The organism is Streptomyces nitrosporeus (assembly GCF_008704555.1).
Taxonomy (GTDB): Bacteria; Actinomycetota; Actinomycetes; order Streptomycetales; family Streptomycetaceae; genus Streptomyces; species Streptomyces nitrosporeus.
The window spans coordinates 1,325,499-1,349,494 of sequence record NZ_CP023702.1; the positions used below are offsets into that span (position 1 = coordinate 1,325,499).

The 23,996-nt window shown below is 70.1% G+C and carries 19 protein-coding genes; 10 read left to right on the top strand and 9 right to left on the bottom strand.

Going from position 1 to position 23,996, the window contains the following annotated elements; all coding sequences use genetic code 11:
• Positions 1 to 35 precede the first annotated feature (35 nt).
• The 4 genes from CP967_RS05795 to CP967_RS05810 all read left to right on the top strand — a co-directional run bounded on the left by CP967_RS05795 (position 36) and on the right by CP967_RS05810 (position 5,684).
• Entirely contained in the window at positions 36 to 698 is a 663-nt protein-coding gene (locus CP967_RS05795; protein ID WP_150486914.1) for a helix-turn-helix transcriptional regulator, read from the top strand.
• A 115-nt stretch (positions 699 to 813) separates the two neighbouring features.
• On the top strand, positions 814 to 2,088 hold the full coding sequence (locus CP967_RS05800; protein WP_150486915.1) for an HRDC domain-containing protein: 1,275 nt from the start codon (positions 814 to 816) through the stop codon (positions 2,086 to 2,088).
• A gap of 240 nt (positions 2,089 to 2,328) precedes the next feature.
• Entirely contained in the window at positions 2,329 to 3,558 is a 1,230-nt protein-coding gene (locus tag CP967_RS05805) for a thiolase family protein (protein ID WP_150486916.1), read from the top strand.
• Positions 3,555 to 5,684 (top strand): 3-hydroxyacyl-CoA dehydrogenase NAD-binding domain-containing protein, encoded by a 2,130-nt coding sequence (locus CP967_RS05810; protein ID WP_150486917.1) that lies wholly within the window; start codon positions 3,555 to 3,557, stop codon positions 5,682 to 5,684. The genes CP967_RS05805 and CP967_RS05810 overlap by 4 nt, the downstream gene beginning before the upstream one ends.
• 209 nt (positions 5,685 to 5,893) lie before the next feature.
• Here the strand turns inward: CP967_RS05810 and CP967_RS05815 are convergent, their stop codons facing one another.
• Genes CP967_RS05815 through CP967_RS05825 form a run of 3 tightly spaced genes read right to left on the bottom strand, consistent with a single transcriptional unit; the run spans position 5,894 to position 8,591 of the window.
• Positions 5,894 to 6,082, bottom strand: coding sequence for a hypothetical protein (locus tag CP967_RS05815; protein WP_150486918.1), 189 nt, complete (start codon positions 6,080 to 6,082; stop codon positions 5,894 to 5,896).
• Positions 6,034 to 7,620, bottom strand: coding sequence for a polysialyltransferase family glycosyltransferase (locus CP967_RS05820; RefSeq protein ID WP_150486919.1), 1,587 nt, complete (start codon positions 7,618 to 7,620; stop codon positions 6,034 to 6,036). The genes CP967_RS05815 and CP967_RS05820 overlap by 49 nt, the downstream gene beginning before the upstream one ends.
• Positions 7,620 to 8,591 carry a glycosyltransferase family 2 protein gene (locus tag CP967_RS05825; RefSeq protein ID WP_150486920.1) on the bottom strand — a complete coding sequence of 324 codons (972 nt, stop codon included), beginning with the start codon at positions 8,589 to 8,591 and terminating at the stop codon, positions 7,620 to 7,622. Before CP967_RS05825 ends, CP967_RS05820 begins: the two co-directional genes overlap by 1 nt.
• 405 nt (positions 8,592 to 8,996) lie before the next feature.
• Between CP967_RS05825 and CP967_RS05830 the strand changes: the two genes are divergently transcribed.
• Genes CP967_RS05830 through CP967_RS05845 form a run of 4 tightly spaced genes read left to right on the top strand, consistent with a single transcriptional unit; the run spans position 8,997 to position 13,508 of the window.
• Positions 8,997 to 10,277, top strand: coding sequence for a DUF6716 putative glycosyltransferase (locus CP967_RS05830; RefSeq protein ID WP_150486921.1), 1,281 nt, complete (start codon positions 8,997 to 8,999; stop codon positions 10,275 to 10,277).
• Positions 10,278 to 10,308: 31 nt separating this feature from the next.
• Positions 10,309 to 11,529 carry an acylneuraminate cytidylyltransferase gene (locus tag CP967_RS05835; RefSeq protein WP_229888476.1) on the top strand — a complete coding sequence of 407 codons (1,221 nt, stop codon included), beginning with the start codon at positions 10,309 to 10,311 and terminating at the stop codon, positions 11,527 to 11,529.
• A 3-nt stretch (positions 11,530 to 11,532) separates the two neighbouring features.
• Positions 11,533 to 12,453 carry an N-acetylneuraminate synthase family protein gene (locus CP967_RS05840; RefSeq protein ID WP_150486922.1) on the top strand — a complete coding sequence of 307 codons (921 nt, stop codon included), beginning with the start codon at positions 11,533 to 11,535 and terminating at the stop codon, positions 12,451 to 12,453.
• Positions 12,450 to 13,508 (top strand): hypothetical protein, encoded by a 1,059-nt coding sequence (locus CP967_RS05845; protein ID WP_150486923.1) that lies wholly within the window; start codon positions 12,450 to 12,452, stop codon positions 13,506 to 13,508. Before CP967_RS05840 ends, CP967_RS05845 begins: the two co-directional genes overlap by 4 nt.
• Before the next feature lie 9 nt (positions 13,509 to 13,517).
• Here the strand turns inward: CP967_RS05845 and CP967_RS05850 are convergent, their stop codons facing one another.
• Positions 13,518 to 14,504 (bottom strand): PLL family lectin, encoded by a 987-nt coding sequence (locus tag CP967_RS05850; RefSeq protein ID WP_150486924.1) that lies wholly within the window; start codon positions 14,502 to 14,504, stop codon positions 13,518 to 13,520.
• Between the two features lie 420 nt (positions 14,505 to 14,924).
• Between CP967_RS05850 and CP967_RS05855 the strand changes: the two genes are divergently transcribed.
• Together CP967_RS05855 and CP967_RS05860 are read left to right on the top strand one after the other, a co-directional pair.
• Entirely contained in the window at positions 14,925 to 16,016 is a 1,092-nt protein-coding gene (locus CP967_RS05855) for an LCP family protein (protein ID WP_150486925.1), read from the top strand.
• 56 nt (positions 16,017 to 16,072) lie between these two features.
• Positions 16,073 to 16,480 carry an NYN domain-containing protein gene (locus CP967_RS05860; protein ID WP_150491719.1) on the top strand — a complete coding sequence of 136 codons (408 nt, stop codon included), beginning with the start codon at positions 16,073 to 16,075 and terminating at the stop codon, positions 16,478 to 16,480.
• An 81-nt stretch (positions 16,481 to 16,561) separates the two neighbouring features.
• Here the strand turns inward: CP967_RS05860 and CP967_RS05865 are convergent, their stop codons facing one another.
• From CP967_RS05865 to CP967_RS05885, 5 genes are all read right to left on the bottom strand, one after another.
• Positions 16,562 to 18,055 (bottom strand): amino acid permease, encoded by a 1,494-nt coding sequence (locus CP967_RS05865; protein ID WP_150486926.1) that lies wholly within the window; start codon positions 18,053 to 18,055, stop codon positions 16,562 to 16,564.
• A gap of 306 nt (positions 18,056 to 18,361) precedes the next feature.
• Positions 18,362 to 20,278, bottom strand: a complete 1,917-nt coding sequence (gene dxs / locus CP967_RS05870; RefSeq protein WP_150486927.1) for a 1-deoxy-D-xylulose-5-phosphate synthase — start codon at positions 20,276 to 20,278, stop codon at positions 18,362 to 18,364.
• Between the two features lie 172 nt (positions 20,279 to 20,450).
• A complete protein-coding gene (locus CP967_RS05875) occupies positions 20,451 to 21,740 on the bottom strand; it encodes a sugar ABC transporter permease (RefSeq protein ID WP_150486928.1) in 1,290 nt (429 codons plus the stop codon).
• Positions 21,737 to 22,525, bottom strand: coding sequence for an ATP-binding cassette domain-containing protein (locus CP967_RS05880; RefSeq protein ID WP_150486929.1), 789 nt, complete (start codon positions 22,523 to 22,525; stop codon positions 21,737 to 21,739). The genes CP967_RS05875 and CP967_RS05880 overlap by 4 nt, the downstream gene beginning before the upstream one ends.
• Positions 22,526 to 22,798: 273 nt before the next feature.
• Positions 22,799 to 23,917 carry a sugar ABC transporter substrate-binding protein gene (locus CP967_RS05885; protein ID WP_150486930.1) on the bottom strand — a complete coding sequence of 373 codons (1,119 nt, stop codon included), beginning with the start codon at positions 23,915 to 23,917 and terminating at the stop codon, positions 22,799 to 22,801.
• Positions 23,918 to 23,996: the final 79 nt, after the last annotated feature.

The following is a 23,996-nucleotide window of genomic DNA, read 5'->3' on the forward strand; positions in this document are numbered from 1 at the left end:
GCCGGCCCGTCCCGCCACTCCCCCCAGGAGGCCTGGTGTCCGTTCTCCTCGAGCAGCCCGCAAGCCTGGTCGCCTACCGCCCGAACAAGCCGACGGCCATGGTCGTCGTGGCCGACCCGCGCGTCCGTTCCACCGTCACCCGCCATCTGTGGGCACTCGGAGTTCGTGACGTCATCGAGGCGTCGTCCATCGCGGAGGCCCGCCCCCGCGTCGGCAACCCACGCGACATCTGCGTTGCCGACGTCCACCTGCCCGACGGTTCCGGGCTGACCCTGCTGTCCGAGACCCGAGCCGCGGGCTGGCCGAACGGCCTCGCCCTCTCCGCCGCCGACGACATCGGGGCGGTACGCAACGCCCTCGCCGGCGGTGTGAAGGGGTACGTCGTCACCGGTACCCGCACCAACATCGGCCACCCCGGCCGTCCCGGCATGTCCGCCATCGGCATCGGCGCCGCCCGCGCCCACCGCAGGCCCCCCGGGTCCCCGAGCCACCCGGGCGGCTACCGCGAACTGTCCGGCCGCGAGGTGGAGGTGCTCCGCCTGGTGGCCGAAGGCCAGTCCAACAAGGCCATCGGCGTCTCGATGGGCCTCTCCGCACTCACCGTCAAGAGCCATCTCGCCCGCATCGCCCGCAAGCTGGGCACCGGGGACCGCGCCGGCATGGTCGCCGTGGCCCTGCGCACCGGCATCATCCACTGACCCCCCGGCTCCGGCACCGGCCGCCCGCGCGCGCCCGGCCGGTTCCCACACACCCGCGCCCGCCGCCGGAGCCTTCCGTCGGCGGGCGCCCGGCATACACAGATACCCTTGGCATGTGACCGACGCCCAAGAGACCGCAGAAGACACATCACTGCGAACCACCGGGGGCGCTCCCCCGGACGACGTCGCCCCGGCGCCGATCCCCTTGCTCGAACCGCGCGAGGGCATCCCCCCGGTGGTGGCGACCGATGACGCGCTGGCCGGGGTCGTGGCGGCCTTCGCCGCGGGGCGGGGCCCCGTGGCGGTCGACGCCGAGCGCGCCTCCGGTTACCGCTACGGCCAGCGCGCCTACCTCGTCCAGCTGCGCCGCGAAGGCGCCGGGAGCACGCTGATCGATCCGGTCGGCTGCCCCGACCTGTCGGTCCTGGGCGACGCGCTGACCGGCACCGAGTGGATCCTGCACGCGGCGACCCAGGACCTGCCCTGCCTGCGCGACATAGGCATGGTCCCCACCTCGCTCTTCGACACCGAGCTGGCCGGGCGGCTGGCCGGGTTCCCCCGGGTCGGCCTCGGCGCCATCGTCGAGAACCTCCTGGGGTACGCCCTGGAGAAGGGCCACTCCGCCGTCGACTGGTCCACCCGCCCCCTGCCCGAGCCGTGGCTGCGCTACGCCGCGCTCGACGTCGAGCTGCTGGTGGACCTGCGCGACGCCCTGGAGGCGGAGCTGGAGCGGCAGGGCAAGCTGGAATGGGCCCTGGAGGAGTTCGAGGCCATCGCGTCGGCACCCCCCGCGCCCCCGCGCAAGGACCCCTGGCGCCGGACCTCCGGCATGCACAAGGTGCGCCGCCGCCGCCAGATGGCCGTCGTACGGGAGCTGTGGACCGCCCGCGACCAGGTGGCGCAGCGCCGGGACGTGTCGCCCGGCAAGGTCCTCGGCGACGCAGCGATCATCGAGGCGGCCCTGGCCATGCCCTCCCATGTGCAGGCGCTGACCGCGCTGCCCGGGTTCGGCCACCGGATGGGGCGCCGCCAGCTCGAACAGTGGCAGGCGGCCGTGGACCGGGCCAGGGCGCTCCCCGAGGCGGAGCTGCCGCAGCCCGGCCAGCAGCCGGCCGGCCCGCCGCCCCCGCGGGCCTGGGCCGACAAGGACCCGGCCGCGGCGGCCCGTCTGTCGGCGGCCCGTACGGCGGTGTCGGGGCTCGCCGAGCAGCTGCACATGCCGCAGGAGAACCTGATCACCCCCGACACGGTGCGGCGGGTCTGCTGGGAGCCGCCCAAGAGCCTCACCCCGGGGGCGGTGGAGACGGCGCTGGCCGGGTACGGCGCACGCCGGTGGCAGATCGAGCAGGTCGCCCCGCTCCTGCTGCGCGCGCTGGGCAGCGGCGCCTGAGCCCCGCGGCCGGGCGCCGGGGGCTCCCGGCCGCGGGACCGCCGTTCCGGCGCCTTCCGCGGGGGCCCGTTCCGCTCTCCCCGCCGGGCGGCCGCTTTGGGCACCGTGCGGCGTGTGACCTTCGACGCTCCGGGCAGGGGGGCTGGGCAGCCTGGTTACCCGCAAGTAGCATGTGGGGGTCGGCGTGCCTCTCGGTGCGCCGCGCAGCAGTGCCATCCCGCACCCTGGAGGAGAGCCACCGTGCCTCGTACCATCCGGGACGTCGTCTTCGTCGACGGCGTCCGCACCCCGTTCGGCAAAGCGGGCCCGAAGGGCATCTACCACGAGACCCGCGCCGACGATCTCGTCGTGAAGGCCATCCGGGAGCTGCTGCGCCGCAACCCGGACCTGGACCCCGCACGGATCGACGAGGTCGCCGTCGCGGCGACCACCCAGATCGGCGACCAGGGCCTGACCCTCGGCCGGACCGCCGGGATCCTGGCCGGCCTGCCGCAGTCCGTCCCGGGCTACTCCATCGACCGCATGTGTGCGGGCGCCCTGACCGCCGTCACGTCGACGGCCGGTTCCATCGCCTTCGGCGCGTACGACGTGGTCGTCGCCGGCGGTGTCGAGCACATGGGCCGCCACCCGATGGGCGAGGGCGTGGACCCGAACCCGCGGCTGGTCTCGGAGAAGCTGGTCGACGAGTCCGCCCTGTTCATGGGGATGACCGCGGAGAACCTGCACGACCGGTACCCCTCGATCACCAAGCAGCGCGCCGACGAGTACGCGGTCCGCTCGCAGGAGAAGGCCGCCAAGGCGTACGCCGACGGCAAGATCCAGCAGGACCTGGTGCCGGTCGCGGTGCGCCGCACCAACGCCGAGGGCGGCGAGACGGGCTGGGGCCTGGTCACCGCCGACGAGCCGATGCGCCCGGGCACCACCCTGGAGTCCCTGGCCGGCCTGAAGACCCCCTTCCGCGCCCACGGCCGGGTCACCGCCGGCAACGCCGCGGGCCTCAACGACGGCGCCACCGCCTCGCTGCTGGCGGCCGAGGACGTCGCCCGCGAGCTGGGCCTCCCGGTCAGGATGCGCCTGGTCTCCTACGCCTTCGCGGGCGTCGAGCCCGAGGTCATGGGCTACGGCCCGATCCCGGCGACGGAGAAGGCGCTGGCCAAGGCCGGCCTCTCCATCGACGACATCGGTCTCTTCGAGATCAACGAGGCCTTCGCCGTGCAGGTGCTCGCCTTCCTGGAGCACTACGGCATCGCCGACGACGACGCGCGCGTCAACCAGTACGGCGGCGCGATCGCGTACGGCCACCCGCTGGCCTCCTCCGGTGTCCGGCTGATGACCCAGCTGGCCCGTCAGTTCGAGGACCACCCCGAGGTCCGCTACGGCCTGACGACGATGTGCGTCGGCTTCGGCATGGGCGCGACGGTCGTCTGGGAGAACCCGAACTTCGAGAACGCAGCCGGAGGCAGCAAGTGAGCACCACCACCGAGCTCCTGAAGGGCGCGGCCGAGCTGTTCCCCGGTGAGGTCGTCACGCAGGCGCACGTACGCCACCTCGACCTTCCGGCGGGTGCGGGCCGGTTCGCCCTGATCACGCTGGACAACGGCCTGGACCACACCAAGCCGACCACCATCGGCCCGCAGTCGCTGGCGAACATGGACGCCGCCCTCGACCAGGTCGAGAAGGAGGCGGCCGAGGGGTCGATCGTCGGTGTCGGTGTCACCGGCAAGCCGTTCATCTTCGCGGTCGGCGCCGACCTCAAGGGCGTCGAGCTGCTGAAGCGGCACGAGGACGCGCTCGCCATCGGCAAGGGCGGCCACGACGTCTTCCGCCGTCTGTCCTCCCTCGCGGTCCCGACGTTCGCGTACTACAACGGCGCGTCCATGGGCGGCGGTGTGGAGATCGGTCTGCACTGCACCTACCGCACCGTCTCCAAGGCGATCCCGGCGTTCTCGCTGCCCGAGGTCTTCCTCGGCCTGGTCCCCGGCTGGGGCGGCTGCACGCTGCTCCCGAACCTGATCGGTGCCGACCGCGCCGTGTCGGTGATCATCGAGAACGCGCTGAACCAGAACCGCCAGCTCAAGGGCCGGCAGGTCTTCGAGCTGGGCATCGCGGACGCGATCTTCGAGGGCGCCGACTTCCTGGAGCAGTCGCTGATCTGGACCGCTTCGGTCCTGCGGGGCGAGCTGACGGTGGAGCGCCCCGAGGTCGACCGCGGGGACGCCTGGGACCAGGCCGTCGCCCGGGGCCGCGCGATCGCCGACTCCAAGGTGCACGGGGCTGCCCCGGCCGCGTACCGCGCGCTGGAGATCGTCGCCGCGGCCAAGGACGGCGACCTGGGCGCCGGCTTCGACGCCGAGGACCAGGCCCTCGCGGACCTGATCATGTGCGGTGAGCTGCGCTCGGGCATCTACGCCTTCAACCTGGTCCAGAAGCGCGCCAAGCGCCCGGCCGGTGCCCCGGACAAGTCCCTGGCCCGCCCGGTCACCAAGGTCGGCGTCGTGGGCGCGGGCCTGATGGCCAGCCAGCTGGCGCTGCTGTTCCTGCGCCGCCTGGAGGTCCCGGTCGTCCTCACGGACATCGACCAGGAGCGTGTGGACAAGGGTGTGGGCTACGTCCACGCCGAGATCGAGAAGCTGCTCGGCAAGGGCCGGATCAACCAGGACAAGGCGAACCGCCTGAAGGCCCTGGTCACCGGTGTGCTGGACAAGGCCGAGGGCTTCTCCGACGCCGACTTCGTCATCGAGGCGGTCTTCGAGGAGATCGGCGTCAAGCAGCAGGTGTTCGCCGAGGTCGAGGCGGTCGCCCCGGCGCACGCGATCCTCGCCACCAACACCTCGTCCCTCTCGGTGACCGAGATGGCGTCGAAGCTGAAGCACCCCGAGCGGGTCGTCGGCTTCCACTTCTTCAACCCGGTCGCGGTCCTGCCCCTGCTGGAGATCGTCCGCGGCGAGCAGACGGACGACGCCTCGCTGGCGACGGCCTTCGGTGTGGCGCGGAAGCTGAAGAAGACCGCGGTACTGGTGAAGGACGCCCCGGCGTTCGTCGTCAACCGCATCCTCACCCGCTTCATGGGCGAGATCCAGAACATCATCGACGAGGGCACCCCGGTCGAAACGGCGGAGAAGGCCATCGAGCCGCTCGGCCTGCCGATGTCCCCGCTGGTGCTGCTGGAGCTGGTCGGCCCCGCGATCGGCCTGCATGTCTCCGAGACCCTCAACCGCGCGTTCCCGGACCGCTTCACGGTCTCCGGGAACCTCGCGGCCGTGGTCAAGGCCGGCAAGCGCGGTTTCTACGTCTACGACTCCGGGAAGCCGGAGCTGGACCCGGAGGTCGCCGCCCTCCTGAAGCAGGGCGACACCGTCCTGACCGAGGAGCAGGTCCGCGAGCGCGTCCTGGACGCGGTGGCGCAGGAGATCGGCCTGATGCTGGACGAGGGCGTCGTCGCCGAGGCCCAGGACATCGACCTCTGCCTGATCACCGGCGCGGGCTGGCCCTTCCACCTGGGCGGCATCACGCCGTACCTGGACCGCGAGGGCGTCTCCGAGCGGGTCAACGGGAAGCGGTTCCTGGCGCAGGGCGTGGCGAGCGTCCCGGCGTAACCCACGCTCCGGCCGAAGCGGAACGGGCCGTACGGGCAGATGCCCGTACGGCCCGTTCCGCGTGGTCTGCGCCTGCTCCCTGTCCCGGCGCCCCCGGATCACCAGGTGGCAGCCGAAGGCGCCGACGTCCTCCGGCCGTTCTTCCGGAAGAGCGTCCGCCGTGGCCCCGGGAACCGCGACTCCCGGGGCGACGGCGGAGCACAACTGGCTCAGCCCCTTCGGCGCCTGCGGGGGTTGGAGCGGCTCAGCCGGGCCGCGGCAGCGGAGTTGGGGTTGAACTTCAGCGCCTGCCTGGCGGCGGAGCGGCGCAGGTCCTTGCCCTTACGGCCCATCAGCTCGGCCGTCTCGGCTATCCGGATCCAGACCAGCGCGCGCTCGTTGCCCTCGGCCGCGGCCATCGCGTCCACCAGACATGACTCGGCGTCGGGAGCTGCCGGCGGCGTACGTAGATCTGCGCCATCCCGACCAGGACGTCGACGGACTCCTGTTCGGTGAGCAGCTTCTCCCCGACCTCCAGGGCTCCGTCGTCGTCGCCGGACTCCAGCAGTGAGCTGAACCCGCTCACCGAGACGTCCCACACCGGCGCGGCCGGTTCGGGTTTCCGCTTCCCGCCGCGCTCCTTCTTGGCCGCGGGCAGCGGCGGGCCGGGCAGTGAGAGCTTCTCGCGCACCCGGGGGTTGAAGTGCATCCCCAGCTCCGGCCTGCTGTCCCACTGCGGGACCGCTCCGGCGACGTAGTCCTCGGCCACGCCCCGCAGGAACGCGTAGCGCTTCGGCTGCATGCAGAAGCCGACGGTGGCCACGTACGGCGAGAGTTCGGACCGCACGTGGCCGAGGTCCATGATGCGGTCCTCGGCGTATCCGCCGGGGCTCTCCAGGTCGGACAGCAGCGCGTGCGTGATGGTCACGGGAATGCGGTTGCTGTTCTCGTAGGGGCGCATCCTGCGGATGATCTCCCGGGCCCCCACCTGGGCCACGGAGATCCCGTAGAAGGCCTTCGCCGTGAAGAGCCCCGTGGAGAAGCAGCCGATGACCAGCCTGGGCTGGAGATAGTGGAACACGGTCTCGGCCAGGACGGGCACGTCCAGGACGAGGAACTCGACGCCCGCCTCCCGCGCGGCCTGGGCCAGGGTGGCCGCGAGGCTGTCCGGGGCACTGGGGTGCGGCTTGAAGATCACCGTCCTGAAGCCCAGCCCGACGGCGGACTCGAACATCCTCAGGTGAAGGTTCTCCTCCTCCTCCTCGGTGAGGATTCCCAGACTCGACAGGTACTGCCCGAGCAGGACCGCGGTCTCCGGTCCACGCTCACGCAGGTGCTCCGGGATCGCCTGCTCGATCTGCGGCACGCATTCCTGGGTCACCTCGGCCATGAGCGACCACACGGCCGAGGAGTCCACGGGCCGCGACGGGACCTGATATTCCGTCAGGAGCATCGGCTCCAGGCCGGGGACGAGATCGAGGTAGAGCACCTCGGAGATGCGGGAGTGGATGTCACGGTGCAGGTCGTTCCGGGTGGGGCCGTAGCTCATCACCCCGTCGGCGTAGACCGTGACGGAGGCGTCCTGGAAGATCTTGCACAGCGTCTGGGCCGGCTTGACCTGGATGGACTCCACGATGAGCTGGAGCGGTCCGGGCGCCACCCCCAGCCGCCCGCCGAGCATCCTCCGCCACAGGGAGAGGTCCTCGTCCCGGGGTGCCCACATCGCCGGGTGGTAGGGGCTGATCAGGCTGTTCCAGTAGGCGACCTTGGTGAAGCGCTGCCGGATCGACTCCGCTCCGGGCATGAGGTGCAGCGGGGTGGAGACTTCCGGGATGTCCACGTTGTTGCAGACCAGGAGAATACGCTCGTGTTCGTCCCCGCCGAACTGGCCCGCGTCGATGGCCGCCGCCACCGTCATCGCACCGTACAGGGTGGATGCCGCGAAGATCTGAGTCATCAGGCTGCCACACCGAAATCGGACCAGAGCGCCCTGAGCTTCTTCACCCGTCGCGCGTCCATTCCACGCAACGTCTCCTCCAGAACATCCTGAGGAGAGTTGTGCAGCGCTCGCGCACTTCGTTCCATGAGGAGTCCGCGAGTGAATTCGTCATAGGTGTCCGCACGGTCCAGGTGAACGACGATCATCGCGCAGAGCGTACGCATCACCTTGAAGGAAAGATCGTACCCGCGCTCATGAACGGCTACTTCCTGGAATACCTTCTCGTAGCATTTGATGAAGTCCAGCTGGCGCTCGTCCGGGATTTTCGTGAGCGATCCCGCGACGTCCCGCCGATAGAATATCCCGTGCAGATCCGTGACGGCGAAGGTCCGCGTACGCAGATGCAGGCGCCACATCCAGTGCCGGTCCTCGGCGGTCCGGAGGGACTGGTCGAAGAAGAGGGAGTCCAGGGCGAGCAGGCGCTCACGGTCGTACACCCCGGCCCAGACCAGCGGATAGTCCACCATGGACGACGCGTCGACCGGAAGGACGAATGAGGCCGGGTCGAGCGGGACCGCCCTCGGCGACACGGGGGCCCGCACCACCTCCCGCTTCTTGCCGTACACACGGACATGGCCGGTGCGGACGAAGTCCACCCCGGCGGCGGTGATCGACTCGACCAGCTTCGCGAGATATCCGGGCGCAAACCAGTCGTCCCCGTCGAGGAAGGTCACATAGGTCCCCCGCGCCGCGGCCAGACCCACGTTCCGGGTGGCGGATATCCCCTTGTTCTCAGAATTGCGGAGCAACAGGGCACCCGGGACCGAAGGAATCATGTCCCGCAGGATCTCGAAGGTACCGTCCGTCGACCGGTCGTCGACGACGATGAACTCGAAATCACTCCTGGCATTGAGGGCAAGGGACTTCAAAGTGGCCCGACAATAGTCCCGGACGTTGCACATCGGAACAATGACCGACAACGTCACCATGTCCCCTCCTCCTTCTGTTCACCGAATACATACGCACGGCGACACCACCCCCCGGCACGACACGCGCGGCCGCAAGCCTACGCACACCCGCCCGAGCCGTCAGCCAGGAAGTCCACCCCCATAACGGACATACGCAACGCTATGGTTATGAAACATGCAATACAAAGCGCTTTGTGCATCAATCTTGACTTTGAATCGAAATCAACTTGTCACCTGTGAAGGCAAAGTGAACATGTAGGGTAAGTTCACTGGTGGCCGGCTGCACTTATCGGTGATTCCACCCCCGCCCGCGAGGGCCACGGGGGCGCCGTCCGGCCACCCGGGCAAGGGAGCCGACTCGAGCTCACGCCCCACCCCGCAGGCTCGAGATCCGTACCACCCGCCACCCGAGTAGGAGTCAGGGACTTGCGCATCCATGTCCTCGCCGACTCCGACACACGCTGGAAGTGGGGAGCCGGCCTCGCGACCGGCTTCTGCCCCCAGGGGGAAGTGCACGCGCACATGCTGCGCGGCCGGAGCACGCCCACCGCCCGGCAGATGGCCGAGGTCGGCATCACTCCGGCGAGCATCACGGAGACCACCCTTCCCGAGTTCGTCACCTCGCCGGAAGTCGCCGACGCGGACGTCATCGTGCTCGGTACGGTCGGCGGTGCCACCCAGGCCGCCCTGCACGGACTCGCCCACGCCTTCCGCGACTACCCGCAGCGCCCGGTCCTCGTGACCGGCTATGTCGGGGTCGTCTACGAGAAGGTGACGGACGGTCTGCTGCTGCGGGCCGGCGCCGACATCGTCCTGGCCAACAGCCCGTACGACACACGCAGGTTCCGCGGCATCTACGAGCCGCTGGGGATCCCCGGGGGCTCGGTCGTGCAGACCGCCCTCCCCTTCCTCGAACAGCGCCCCTACGACATGAACCGTGCGGGGGCCGAACACCCCTACACCGTCTGCTTCGCGGTGCAGCCGTCCGTCCCCGAGGACCGGAAGTCGCGCACCTACCTGCTGCGGCGGGCCATCCAGCACGCCCGGCTGCGCCCCGGACGCGATGTGCTCATCAAGCTGCGCAGCCGCCCCGGCGAGCAGACCACCCACATCGAGGCCTACCACTACCAGGACCTGGCCGAGCAGATGTCCGAACCGATGCCCCCCAACCTGCACTTCGTGTACGGGAACATGTCGGACACCCTGGACCGCACCGACCTCATGATCACGGTCAGCTCCACAGCGGCACTGGAATCGATGCACCGCGGCATGCCGACCGGCATCCTCAGCGATCTCGGCGTGCGCGAGGCCCACGGCAACCACTACTTCGTCGGGTCGGGCTGCGTCACCTCCTGGGACGACGTGGACCAGGGCGAGGCGCCCCTGGCGCACGAGGCGTGGAAGCGGGACCAGGGCATCCTCGCGGACGACCCGTACGGCGAGCTGCGCTCCCGTATCGACGTGCTGCTCCGGGCGCCCGCCCTGCCGCCGATCACCCCCTACTACACCAGGGCGAATGCGTCGGGCTACATGCCCACGCTGCTCGCCCGCCGCGGACTCAACCCCGACGGCTCCCCCGCCAGGGGGGAAGGGGCGACCGGCGGCAGCGGTTCCGCCCGGCGCACCTCGCGCCGGGTGATGCGCAGTGCCTACCAGTTCGGCGTCCAGCGAGTCGCACCCAAACTGCAGCGTTGGGGCGACGTCTGACGTGACCCTCCGTACCTACCAGGAGATTCCTGTGTCCGACACCCTCGCACGGGAGGCTCTTTCCTCCACCGTGACGGCCGTCATACCCGCGCGCGGCGGATCCAAGGGGATCCCCGGCAAGAACGTGATGCCGGTCGGCGGCGTGGCTCTGGTCGCGAGGGCGGTCCACGCCTGCCTGGCCGCCGAGCACGTCGGCCGCACCGTAGTCTCCACCGACGACCCGCTCATCGCGGCAGCCGCCCTGCGGGCGGGCGCCGAGGTGGTGGAGCGTCCCGAACAGCTCGCCTCCGACCAGGCGTCGAGCGAATCGGCCCTGATCCACGCGCTGGACACGGTCGAGTCCCGGCACCGGCAGTCCGTCGAGGTCCTGGTCTTCGTGCAGTGCACGAGCCCCTTCGTCACCGCCGGGGAGATCGACGAGACGGTGCTGGCGATCACCCGCGACGGGGCGGACACGGCGTTCACCGCCGCCCCCTTCCACGGCTTCGTCTGGCGCGCGGAACCCGCGTCCGCCGGTGCAGGGGCGAACGCCCGTGGCGCGTACGGGGTGAACCACGACAGCGCCGAGCGGCAGCGCCGGCAGGACCGCGTACCGGAGTTCCTGGAGACCGGGGCCGTCTACGCCATGCGCGCGGACGGTTTCCGGAAGTACCTGCACCGGTTCTTCGGCCGGACCGCGATGGTCGCCACCGCCCCCGAGCGGGCCATCGAGATCGACGAGCCCGGCGACCTCGACCGGGCTCGCGCCCTGGCCCCGCTGCTCGACGCCGCGACGCGCCCCCACCGGGACGACATCGACGCGGTCGTCCTCGACTTCGACGGCACCCAGACCGACGACCGCGTCTGGATCGACGGGACGGGGCGGGAGACGGTCTCCGTCCACCGCGGCGACGGCATGGGGACGTCCCGGCTGCGACGGGCCGGACTGCCGGTCCTCATCCTGTCGAGCGAGACCAATCCGGTCGTGGCCGCACGGGCGCGCAAACTCGGTGTCCCGGTGGTCCACGGTGTGGAGACCAAGGACGTCGAGTTGGAGAAGTGGTTCCGTGCGGAGGGCATCGACCCCGGACGCATCCTCTACGTCGGAAACGACGTCAACGACCTGCCTTGCTTCGAGCTCGTCGGCTGGCCCGTCGCTGTGGGAGACGCCCACCGCGCGGTGCGGGAACGGGCTCGTCTGACCACGTCGGCCCATGGAGGGCACGGCGCCGTGCGAGAAATCGCCGAATGGCTCCTTGGAAAGGACCTCTGAACAGTGGCGCACAACAACCGAATTCGCCAGATCGGCACCACCACCGTGGGGCCGGGCGCTCCCACCTATGTGATCGGTGAGATCGGTATCAACCACAACGGTGAACTCGACAACGCCCTCGCGCTGATCGACGCCGCCGCGGACGCCGGCTGCGACGCCGTGAAGTTCCAGAAGCGCACCCCGGAGATCTGCACCCCGCGCGACCAGTGGGACATCGAGCGCGACACCCCCTGGGGCCGGATGACGTACATCGACTACCGCCACCGCGTGGAGTTCGGCGAGGCCGAGTACACCGCCATCGCCGAGCACTGCGCCGAGCGCGGCATCGCCTGGTTCGCCTCCCCGTGGGACACCGAGGCCGTCGTCTTCCTGGAGAAGTTCGACGTCCCCGTCCACAAGGTGGCCTCCGCCTCCCTCACCGACGACGAGCTGCTGCGCGCGCTGCGCGCCACCGGCAAGCCCGTCATCCTCTCCACCGGCATGTCGACGCCCCGTCAGATCCGGCACGCCGTCGAGGTCCTCGGCAGCCAGAACACCATCCTGCTGCACGCCACGAGCACCTACCCGGCAGCGACCAACGAGCTGAACCTCCGGGTCATCAACACCCTCCAGGAGGAGTACCCGAACATACCGATCGGGTACTCGGGCCACGAGATCGGTCTGCAGACGACCCTGGCCGCCGTGGCGATCGGAGCGTGCGTCGTCGAGCGCCACATCACCCTCGACCGCGCCATGTGGGGCTCCGACCAGGCCGCCTCCGTCGAGCCGCAGGGCCTCACGCGCCTGGTCCGCGACATCCGCACCATCGACGAGGCCAAGGGCGACGGCGTCAAGAAGGTCTACGAGTCGGAGCTCGGCCCGATGAAGAAGCTGCGCCGCGTCCCGGGCAGCCTGGCCGAAGAGACCCTGCAGATCACGGCATGAGTGAGACCCTCGCCCTGGTGGAAAGCCCGGCCCAGCTGCTGAACGTCCTGGAGTGGGCCCACACCCACCGGGGCGAGGCCCCCTCTCTCTCCATCGCCGTCCTCATGCCCCTGGACGACCATTCGCGTTTCCAGGTGCGCCGGCTCTGCGACTACGCGACGCGGGCCGGGCTGGAGTGGCAGTGCTACGAGATCCGCTCCGGGCTGCTGGAACGGTTCCGGCAGATCGCACGGCTGCGCAGGCGCATGGCCGCGGCGCACCGGCTGCTGATCGGCGACCTCTTCTCCGGCATGATCCAGACCCTGCTGCCGGTCTCCCGCGCGCGCGAGGTCGTCATCGTGGACGACGGAACGGCCACCACCGAACTGGCCAGCCTGCTGGCGTACGGCCGCACCCTGTCGCGGTGGCACAAGCAGACCGAACGGCGCTCCTCCCGGAAGGACTCGGTGAACCGCTGGCTGAACCGCGGTTCCCTGGAGCGGTTCACCTTCTTCACCTGCCTGCCCATCGTCCCGCCGGCGAGGACGGAGATCGAGTACAACGACTACACGTGGATCCGCTCGACCTTCGGCCCGGTGAGGGTCCTGGGAGGCGCCGACCTGGCCGGGACGTCGCTGGTGGAGACCGAGGTGATCGACCAGGACCACTACCTGGAGGCGCTGACCCACATCGCGGAGGAACACCGTGTGTGGCGATATCTCGCGCACCGTCGCGAGAGTCCCGAGAAACTCCACCGGATCGCCGAGGCGACCGGTATGGAAATCGTCCATCCCGCCTTGCCCTTGGAGCTTTCGGTCAGACTCGAACCGATCGGGCGGAAGATCCTGACTTTCCCTTCGACCATCGCCTACACATTGCCGATAGTCCTGCGGCGGACGCCTGTCCAGGTGGAGCTGTGCGATATCGACGAGTCCTGGATCACACCCAGGACTTCGGACCGCTCGATAGAATTCCTCAAGCGTGTCTCGGTGCTGGCCGTCGACCGGCACGCCTTGACCCGCATTCCTCCTCCGCGCACCGGGAATGGCGGGTTCCGTACTCCCGGGAGCCACTGAGGACAGCGTTCAGAAGCGCATCCACTTTCCGAGCGAAAGTCCTCGGTTGTCTTTTTGCCGGGTGACGAGGAGTTCGCCGCTCCGGCTGATCGCGGCGATGACGATGCGGCCCTGCGCGTCGGTGGCCAGGGCGGGTGAGCCGAGGCAGTCCTCGCCCGTCTCCGTCCACCACAGGCCCGCGGCCTCATTCTCGGTCGGATAGGCCGCCAGCGCGGTGCCGCCCGTGAGGCTCCGGTAGGCGAGCACGGTGCAGTCGTAACCGTCGATGACCGCCCGGGTGGCCGCCAGGGCGTCACTGGCGGGGCCGCCGCCGAGTGACATCAGCCCGGCGCCTTCCCGGTATGCCTGGACACCGGTGCCGTCGGCCGCGTGCCAGAGGTACGTCACCCGGCCGGGCGCCGTCTCGATCGCGCAGCAGGACCCCTGCTGCGCGAGGACCGGCAGATCACCGGCGTGCTCGACCGGGCCGCCCGCCTTGGACTGGGCCCACAGGCTCAGCCGTTTCTCGGCCGGGGCCACGAGGGAGACGAGCCCGTCCCGGGTGGCGAACGCGAGCAGGCCGTCCAGGACCCCGCTGCCCTTCATGTCCGCCCACTTGGTCCAGGAGCCTTCGGAACTCTGGCGGCGCCCGTGCACGCCCTTCCCGAAGTTCCGTACGAAGACGTGGAGTCCGCCGTCCTTGTCCACGGCCGCGGTCGGCGTGCCGACCTGCCGGCTCATGTCCTCGTTCTTGTAGAGGTTGCCGAGCGACCTCCAGGAACCGATCGGCCTGCCGGTCTGGTACTGGGCGGCGTGCACGAAGGAGACCGCGGCCCCCTCTTCCCGCGTGCTGCTGCGGCGGCCCACCACATGGACGTATCCGTCCGCCCCCTGGGCGAACACCACGTCCGTCAGGTCCGGTACGGGAAAGAAATCAGGATGGAACCATTCCGCTTTGTCCGTCCCCTGCTCCGTCCAGCGCACGATCCCGCCGGACACGGAGGCGAAGGCACTCAACCGGCCGTCCTTACCGAGGAAAAGCCAGGAACTCGAAGCCGCGTCCTTTACCACGGGCCGTACGCTCGGCGTGGGCCTCTCCCGGCCCGGCCGCTGCGCCGGCCTCGGAGATCTACGCGCAGATCGCGTTGCCATGAATCGACCGCAGCCCTTCTCGATGTGCTTCACACACGCCTTCTCGGCCCAGGGCCGGGCCTCGGCGAAGCGTTGATTCCACCCCCGCCCCGGATCGCGCTCTACCGGTCCGTGAAGTTCCGGGGCGCGTCCGGGAAGCACAGGAACGGGAACGAGGATACCCGCCGCACTGCCAAGTCGAAACTATGTCTATAGTTCGCGTGAGTTTACTTACAGAGATGGATGGGCCGGTACCCCTGCGCCCGTACCCCGGCACGTTGGCCGTTTCGGCGAAGGGTCCAAGACATGGCATCGCATCGTTCAAACCCCGACACCGCTCAGGGTGTTCCTCGTTCCGGCCGGAGAGCCACCCCCCGCAAACGCCGCCGCGGGCTCAAGATCACGCTCGGGGTGCTGGTGGTGCTGGTGCTCGCCGGGGGCGGTACGGCGTACTGGATGTACCAGGACCTCGACGGCAACATCAAGGCCGTCGACATCGACGAGGCGCTCGGCGAGGACCGTCCCGAGAAGCTCCCCACCACCGGCCAGAACCTGCTCGTCCTGGGCTCCGACTCGCGCGCCGGCGCGGAGAACAAGGAGCTGGGCGGGGGCGGCGGTGTCAGCGGGTCCCGGTCCGACACCGCGCTGGTGGTGCACATACCCGAGGGCCGGAAGCAGGCCGTCGCGGTCTCGATCCCGCGCGACACGCTGGTGACCCGCCCGGAGTGCGTCAAGGCCGACGGGACGACGGTCCCGACGGCGGAGCGCAAGATGTTCAACTCCGTGTACTCCGAGGTCGGTCCGGCCTGTGTGGTCAAGACCGTGGAGAAGATGTCCGGGGTCCGCATCGACCACTACATGGAGATCGACTTCGCCGGTTTCAAGGATCTGGTGGACGCCATCGGCGGGGTCACCGTCGAGGTCGAGGAGCCGATCAGGGACAAGGCCTCCGGACTCGACCTGGCCGCCGGTGAGCACAAGCTGAACGGCACCGAGTCCCTGGCCTTCGTCCGTACCCGGCACGGCATAGGGGACGGCAGCGATCTGGGCCGCATCGGGTTGCAGCAGCAGTTCCTGCTGGCCCTGCTCACCGAGATCAAGTCGCAGGACCTGCTGGGCAGTCCGGCCAAGACGTACAAGATCGCGAACTCCGCCACCAAGTCGCTCACCACCGACGAGGGGCTCGCCTCGCTGACCTCGCTCAGCAAGTTCGCCCAGTCCATGAACGGTGTCGATCCCTCCACCATGGAGACGGTCATGCTGCCGGTCGCCTACGACACGATCGACAGGAACCGCGTGGTGGCCGCCGAGCCGCAGGCCGGTGACCTGTGGAAGGCGATCCGCGAGGACACCGCGGTCCCGGAATCGGCGAAGAAGTCGCCCGCCACCGGGGGCTGAGTGTGTGTCACCCTTCGGGGGTGACCGACCGACAGCCTCCGGAGCCCAAAGACCCCCTGACCGCCGAGCAGCCCCTGGTCGTGGTCGACGCGGCGAACGTCGTCGGGTCGGTGCCGGACGGCTGGTGGCGGGACCGGCGGGGTGCGGCCGAGCGGCTGCGGGACTCGCTCGTCCCGTACGCCGCCGCCGGGCTGCCCGGGTTCCCCGGGCCGCTGGAGATGGTGCTGGTCGTGGAGGGCGCGGCCCGGGGTGTGGAGTCCGTACCGGGTGTACGGGTGGAGAGCGCCCCGGGCGAGGGCGACGACCGGATCGTCGAGCTGGTCTCCGGCCGGGGGTCCGGTGCGGCGGCCGGGCGGCCGGACCGCCCCTGTCTGGTGGTCACCGCAGACCGGGGGCTGCGGCGGCGCGTGGAGGCGTACGGCGCCCGGTGCGCCGGCCCGCGTACGGTCCGCCCCCGGGGCTGAGCGGTCCCCGAGGCCGGACCCCGGCCCGCTGCCGGCCCCGTCTGCCGCCCGCCCGGCCCGCTGCCGGTGGTGCTCCGCCCGTCAGCGTTCCGCCCGGTCCGCCTCCGCGGCCTTCGCCATCGTGCTGTTCCGGCGTCCGTACACGAAGTAGATGACCACTCCGAGCACCATCCAGATCCCGAACCGGAGCCAGGTCTCCGCGGGCAGGTTCAGCATGAGCCAGACCGAGGCCGCCACCGAGAGGACCGGGATCAGCGGTACCCAGGGGGTGCGGAAGGCCCGGTGCAGGTCCGGGCGGGTGCGGCGCAGCACGATGACGCCGAGGGCGACGACCACGAACGCGAAGAGCGTGCCGATGTTCACCAGGGTGGCGAGTTCGTTGATGCTGGTGAGACCGGCGACGACCGCGATGATCACACCGAGCAGGACGGTGGGGCGGTAGGGGGTGCCGAAGCGCGGGTGGGTCTTGGAGAAGAAGCGCGGGAGCAGCCCGTCACGGCTCATCGCGAAGAACACCCGGGTCTGGCCGAGGAGCAGGATCAGGCAGACGGTGGTGAGGCCGACGGCGGCGCCGAAGCTGATGACACCGGCGTAGAAGGGGTGTCCGGCGGCCTTGAAGGCGTCGGCGAGCGGGGCGCTGACGGAGAGTTCGGAGTAGTGCTGCATTCCGGTCACCACGATGGACACGGCGACGTAGAGCAGGGTGCAGATGAGGAGTGAGGCGAGGATGCCGCGCGGCATGTCGCGCTGAGGGAGTTTCGTCTCCTCGGCGGCCGTGGCCACGACGTCGAAGCCGATGAAGGCGAAGAAGACGATGGAGGCGGCGGTGAAGATGCCCATGACCCCGAAGTTGGTCGGTTCGTAGCCGAAGATCAGCTGGACCAGCGGGGCGTCGAGGCCCGATCCCGAGGGCTGCGGTTCGGCGTCGGGGACGAAGGGCTTGTAGTTGGCGGCCTCGATGAAGAACAGCCCGGCGATGATCACGATCAGCACGACGGCGATCTTGACGGCCACCACGACCGTGGTGACCCGGGCGGAGAGCTTCATCCCGAGCACCAGGATGACGGTCAGGACGAGGACGAGGGCGAACGCCAGGATGTCGAAGCCGAATCCGTCGGCCACGTCGGGGCCGGAGAGCGCTTCGGGCATCGTCCAGCCGATGTTGTCCATCAGCGACCGCACGTACCCGGACCAGCCGACCGCCACCACCGCCGTGCCCAGCGCGAATTCGAGCACCAGGTCCCAGCCGATGATCCAGGCGACGAGTTCGCCCAGCGAGGCGTAGGAGAAGGTGTACGCCGACCCGGCGACCGGCACCGTCGAGGCGAACTCGGCGTAGCACAGGGCCGCGAGCGCGCAGACGATACCGGCGGCGACGAAGGCGAGGGCGGTGGCGGGGCCCGCCGTCTCCTTGGCGACCTTGCCCGTGAGGACGAAGATGCCGGTGCCGATGATGACACCCACCCCGAAGACGGTGAGGTCGAGGGCGGAGAGGGATTTCCTGAGGGCGTGCTCCGGTTCCTCCGTGTCCCTGATCGACTGTTCGACCGATTTCGTTCTGAACAGTGTGCTCATCGGCCAGCCTCCGTGGTGTCCGTCGGCGCGTCCTCGCGTTACCCGAATCACGGTCATGATCGAGAGGGGGCGCGGCCGACGAGCGGCAGCGGGGGGCGACTCACCCGATGGGGCCCGGGAGAGGGAAGCCCGCTGGGCCGAACGGCGTACGGAGCGGTGTCCGCGCGCCCCTGAGCGGCCCGCGCGCCTCCGCACGGCGCGCGGCCGCCCTACGGCCGCGCCCCTCCGTCCGGGTGGGCGGAGGGGCGCGGCGGGACCGGGCGCGGCGGGGCCGGACCAGGCCGTACGGGGCTCAGGCGGGCCGGGTCAGTCGCGGACGGGAGCCACGGCGGCCCGGCTCTCGTAACGGCCGTCCAGTTCGGCGACCAGACCGGTCACCTGGCGGGCGATGTCCGGGGCGGTCAGCCCGATCTCGGCCATGACCTCCTTGCGGGAGGCGTGGTCCAGGAAGACCGGCGGGATGCCGAAGTCACGCAGCGGTACGTCGACCCCGGCGTCCCGCAGCGCCTGGGAGACGGCGGAACCGACGCCGCCGGCACGGCTGTTGTCCTCGACGGTGACGACGACCCGGTGGCGCGCGGCGAGCGGGGCCAGGGCCTCGTCGACGGGCTTGACCCAGCGCGGGTCGACCACGGTGGTGGAGATGCCCTGGGCGTCCAGCAGTCCGGCGATCTCCAGGCACATCGGGGCGAGCGCCCCGACGGAGACCAGCAGGACGTCCGGCGCGTCGGTGCCGGCCTCACGCAGGACGTCCATGGAACCGGCCGTACCGACGGCCTTGACCGCCGGGCCGACCGCGCCCTTGGAGAAGCGGACCACGGTCGGGGCGTCGTCGACGGCGACGGCCTCGCGCAGCTGGGCGCGGACCTGGTCGGCGTCGCGCGGGGCGGCGATCCTGAGGCCGGGCACGCACTGGAGGATGGACATGTCCCACATGCCGTTGTGCGAGGCGCCGTCCGTGCCGGTGATCCCCGCGCGGTCCAGGACGAAGGTCACCCCGCACCTGTGCAGGGCGACGTCCATCAGGACCTGGTCGAAGGCCCGGTTGAGGAAGGTGGCGTAGACCGCGAAGACCGGGTGCAGTCCGCCCGTGGCGAGGCCGGCCGCGGAGACCGCGCCGTGCTGCTCGGCGATGCCGACGTCGTAGATGCGGTCCGGGAACGCCTCCTCGAACTTGCCGAGGCCGACGGGCTGGAGCATCGCCGCGGTGATGGCGACGATGTCCTCGCGTTCGTGGCCCAGCTTGACCATCTCCTCGCCGAAGACCGACGTCCAGTCCAGGCCGGAGGTGGAGATGGGCAGGCCGGTGTCGGGGTGGATCTTGCCGACGGCGTGGAAGCGGTCCGCCTCGTCCTGGAGGGCGGGGGTGTAGCCCCGGCCCTTCTCCGTGATGCAGTGGACGATGACGGGGCCGCCGAAGCGCTTGGCGCGCTGGAGCGCGGATTCCAGGGCCTCGATGTCGTGGCCGTCGATGGGGCCGACGTACTTCAGGCCCAGGTCCTCGAACATGCCCTGCGGGGCGATGAAGTCCTTGAGGCCCTTCTTCGCGCCGTGCAGGGTCTCGTAGAGCGGGCGGCCGACGACCGGCGTGCGCTCCAGGATGTCCTTGCCGCGCGCCAGGAAGCGTTCGTAGCCGTCCGTGGTGCGCAGCGTCGCGAGGTGGTTGGCGAGGCCGCCGATGGTCGGGGCGTAGGAGCGCTCGTTGTCGTTGACGACGATGACGAGGGGGCGGTCCTTGGCGGCGGCGATGTTGTTCAGCGCCTCCCAGGCCATACCGCCGGTGAGGGCCCCGTCACCGATGACGGCGACGACGCGGTCGTCCTTCTTCAGTACCTCGTTGGCCTTGGCGAGGCCGTCGGCCCAGCCGAGCACCGTCGAGGCGTGCGAGTTCTCGATGACGTCGTGCTCGGACTCGGCGCGGGAGGGGTACCCGGAGAGGCCGCCCTTGCTCTTGAGCTTCGAGAAGTCCTGCCGGCCGGTGAGCAGCTTGTGCACGTAGCTCTGGTGGCCGGTGTCGAAGAGGACCTTGTCCCGGGGCGACTCGAACACCCGGTGCAGGGCGATGGTCAGCTCGACCACGCCCAGGTTCGGGCCGAGGTGGCCGCCGGTCTTGGACACCGCGTCGACGAGGAAGGTACGGATCTCCTCGGCGAGCTGCTCCAGCTGCTCGAGGCTGAGCCGGTCCAGGTCGCGCGGTCCCCCGATGCGGGTCAGCAGGTCCACCCGTGCCTCCTTGCGTTTGAGCTGGTCGAGCGTGCCGATCCGATGAGTCTAATGTTCCCCCGGGCCGCGCGGTCATCCGGCGGTCTTTTCCGCCGCCTCGCGCCGGGGGCCCGGGGCACGCGTGTGCCCGGCGCCGTGGAGGACGCCGGGCACGTGGGAGCGGGTGCGGCCGTCAGGCGCGGCCCGCCGTCTTCTGCGTCTTACGGGTGACGGAGTCGATGACGACCGTGGCGAGAAGCACAGCTCCGGTCACCATGTACTGCACCGGTGTGGCGATGCCCTCCAGGGACAGGCCGTACTGGATCGAGACGATCACCATGACGCCGAGCAGGGCGTTCCAGGTGCGGCCCCGGCCGCCGAAGAGGCTGGTGCCGCCGATGACGGCCGCGGCGATGACGTTCATCAGGAGGTCGCCGGTGCCGGAGCCCTGGTTGGCGGCCGCGATCTTGGAGGCCCAGAACAGGCCGCCGATCGCCGCGAACGTGCCGGCGATGGAGAAGACCGAGACGCGGATCGCGGTGACGTTGATACCGGCCCTGCGGGACGCCTCGACACTGCCGCCGAGCGCGAAGATCTTCCGGCCGTAGGCGGTGCGGCGCAGGCCGAAGTCCGTACCGACCAGGACGACGAGGAAGAGGACCAGGGCCAGCGGCAGGCCCCGGTACTGGTTGAACATGTACGCGGCGGCGAAGGAGAACACCGCGAGCACCGCGGTGCGCACCACGATGTCGGCGACCGGCCGGGAGGGGACGCCCGCGGCCTCACGGCGGCGGCCGTCGAGGAACGCGGAGAGGAAGTAGGCGGCCACCGCGACGGCGGCGAGCCCGTAGGCGGCGGCGACGTCGGTGAAGTAGTACGTGGTGAGCTTGGAGACCACGCCCTCGCTGTCGAGGTTGATGGTGCCCGTGTCGCCCAGCAGCTGGAGCATCAGGCCGAGCCAGAACAGCAGCCCGGCGAGGGTCACGGCGAAGGCGGGGGCGCCGATCCTCGCGAAGAAGAAGCCGTGGAGGGCGCCGATGACCGCGCCGCTGGCGACGGCGACCAGCACGGCCAGCCACTCGTTCATGCCGTGGGTGACGCTGAGCACCGCGACGACGGCTCCGGAGACCCCGGAGACCGAGCCGACCGAGAGGTCGATCTCGCCGAGCAGCAGGACGAAGATGATGCCGACGGCCATCATGCCGGTGGCCACCATGGTCACGGCGATGTCGCTGATGTTCTTCGCGGAGAGGAACTCGGAGTTCAGGCTCTGGAAGACCACGCCGATGACGATCAGGCCGATGATCACCGGGATGGAGCCGAGGTCACCGCCGCGCATCTTGCGCTTGAACTCGGTCATGTACCCGGCGAAGCCCTGCTCGCGTATGAGCAGCCGGGGGTCGACCGCGGTGTCCGCGCCCTTGGCCGCCTCCGGGTTGACCACGGGGGCGCCGGCCGCGGTGGTCTTCTTGTCGGTTGTCACTTCTTGGCCTCCGCGTTGCGCGCCGCACGACGGGTCACGGCGTTCTCCGTGGCGCCCGTGATGGCGGAGATGATCTCTTCCTGCGAGGTGGTCTTCACGTCGAAGACCCCGTTGTTCCGGCCCAGCCGGAGCACGGCGACCTTGTCGGCGACGGCCTTCACATCGGCCATGTTGTGGCTGATGAGGATGACCGCGTGGCCCCGCTCGCGCAGCCGTTCGACGAGGTCGAGGACCTGGGCGGTCTGCTCGACGCCGAGGGCCGCGGTGGGCTCGTCGAGGATGACCAGCTTCGGCTCGCCGAGCATCGAGCGGGCGATGGCGACGGTCTGGCGCTGTCCGCCGGAGAGCGAGGCGATCGGGATGCGGACGCTGGGGATACGGATCGACAGCGTGCTCAGGAGCTCGCGCGAGCGGCGCTCCATCTCGACCTCGTCGAGGATGCCGAACCTGCGGATCTCCCGTCCGAGGTACAGGTTGCCGACGACGTCGATGTTGTCGCAGAGCGCGAGGTCCTGGTAGACGGTCGCGATCCCGAGACCCTGGGCGTCGTTGGGCTTGTTGATGTGGACCGGCCGGCCTTCCCACTCGATGACACCGTCATCGATGGGGTGCACCCCGGCGATCGTCTTGACCAGCGTTGACTTGCCGGCGCCGTTGTCACCCACGAGGGCGACCACCTCACCGGCATGGATCTCCAGCTCTACGTCGGTGAGCGCCTGGACGGCACCGAAACGCTTGGAGACCCCTCGCAACGCCAGCACGGGCGTAGCGGACACGTGAACCATCTCCTTCGCCGCCTGACCCGGCGGGGATGCCGCGCCTGGGGGGAGGCGCGGTGGTCGAGCAGAAGAGTTGAGTACGGAGCGCCGAAGCGCCGCGATCCTGCGCGCGGTGGCGGGAGCGGATACGCCGGACCGGTGTGCGGAATCGTTCCGTCCGGCGCCCCGCCCGGTAGCGGGGACGGTTGGTGGGCGCGGCGCCGGACAGGCTTCGGGGGCCGCCCCGGGGGAGGCGGGCCCGGTCCGGGCCGTCCGCGGTGCGGCGGCCCGGTGGCGGGGCTACTTCAGGCCGGCCGCGTCACACGCGGACTTGTACTTGGCCGTGCAGATCTCGTCGACCGTCCAGATACCGTCCTTGACGACGGTGTCCATGATGTTGGCCTTGGTCAGCGAGACGACCGGGACGAGGACGCTGGGGATGCCCTGGGTGCTCGCGTTGTCGACCTTCGAGGTGGCGATCGAGTCCAGCTTCTCGCCCTTGGCCAGCGCCACGGCCATCTCGGCGGCGACGATGCCCTCCTGCGGGTAGGGCTTGTAGACGCTCATGTACTGCTCACCGGTGACGATGTGCTGGACACCCGCGAGCTCGGCGTCCTGGCCGGTGACCGGCGGGAGCTCCTTGATGCCGGCGGCCTTGAGGGCGGTGATGATGCCGCCCGCCATGCCGTCGTTGGCGGAGTAGACGCCGTCGATCTTGTCCTTGCCGAGGGCCGTGATCGCGCCCTCCATGTTGGCGTTGGCGTTCTCGGCCTTCCACTCCTTGGTGTCGTACTCCTTGCCGTACGTCACCTTGCCGTCGAGGACCGACTTGGCGCCCTTCTTGAAGAGCGCGGCGTTCGGGTCGGTGATCGAGCCGTGCATCATGACGACGGTGGGCTTGTCCGTGCCCTTCAGCGCCTCCAGGAGGGCGGTGCCCTGGACGCGGCCGACCTCTTCGTTGTCGAAGGAGGTGTAGGCGTCGATCGGGCCCTCGGCGAGGCGGTCGAAGGCGATGACCGGGATGCCCTCGGCCTTGGCCTTCTTGACGCTGTTCTCGATGGCCTTGGAGTCGACGGCGTCGAGGATCAGGGCGTCGACCTTGTTGGTGATCATCGTGTCGACCTGCTGCGCCTGGAGCGTGGCGTCCTGCTTGGCGTTGGCGTAGACGACCTCGCCCTTGCCGCCCGTCAGCTCGTCGACCTTCTTCTCGATGATCGGCTTGTCGAACTTCTCGTAACGGGCCGTGCCGTTCTCGGGAAGCAGCAGGCCTATCTTGACGGCGTCGCCCTTCTTCCCGGCGGCCGGCTCGGAGCCGCCGTCCTTGTCGCCGGACTCCTTGGCGCTGCCGCAGGCGGCCAGCGAGACGGCCATGGCGGTGGCGGCGACGGCAACGGCGGCACGGCGCATACGCGTGTTCATTTCGAACCTCCCTGACGAGGCCGCGACGGTGCGGCCGAGGTGACCGGAAGTCAACTCGGCCCCTGAGCCGACGTCAAGG

Excerpts from the sequence above, each read along its gene's own strand:
- CP967_RS05815 (WP_150486918.1), bottom strand. The coding sequence starts at position 6,082 with ATGGCCGCGGCCGAGGGCAACGAGCGCGCGCTGGTCTGGATCCGGATA.
- CP967_RS05820 (WP_150486919.1), bottom strand. The coding sequence starts at position 7,620 with ATGACTCAGATCTTCGCGGCATCCACCCTGTACGGTGCGATGACGGTG.
- CP967_RS05825 (WP_150486920.1), bottom strand. The coding sequence starts at position 8,591 with ATGGTGACGTTGTCGGTCATTGTTCCGATGTGCAACGTCCGGGACTAT.
- CP967_RS05845 (WP_150486923.1), top strand. The coding sequence starts at position 12,450 with ATGAGTGAGACCCTCGCCCTGGTGGAAAGCCCGGCCCAGCTGCTGAAC.
- CP967_RS05855 (WP_150486925.1), top strand. The coding sequence starts at position 14,925 with ATGGCATCGCATCGTTCAAACCCCGACACCGCTCAGGGTGTTCCTCGT.
- CP967_RS05865 (WP_150486926.1), bottom strand. The coding sequence starts at position 18,055 with ATGAGCACACTGTTCAGAACGAAATCGGTCGAACAGTCGATCAGGGAC.
- CP967_RS05880 (WP_150486929.1), bottom strand. The coding sequence starts at position 22,525 with ATGGTTCACGTGTCCGCTACGCCCGTGCTGGCGTTGCGAGGGGTCTCC.
- CP967_RS05885 (WP_150486930.1), bottom strand. The coding sequence starts at position 23,917 with ATGAACACGCGTATGCGCCGTGCCGCCGTTGCCGTCGCCGCCACCGCC.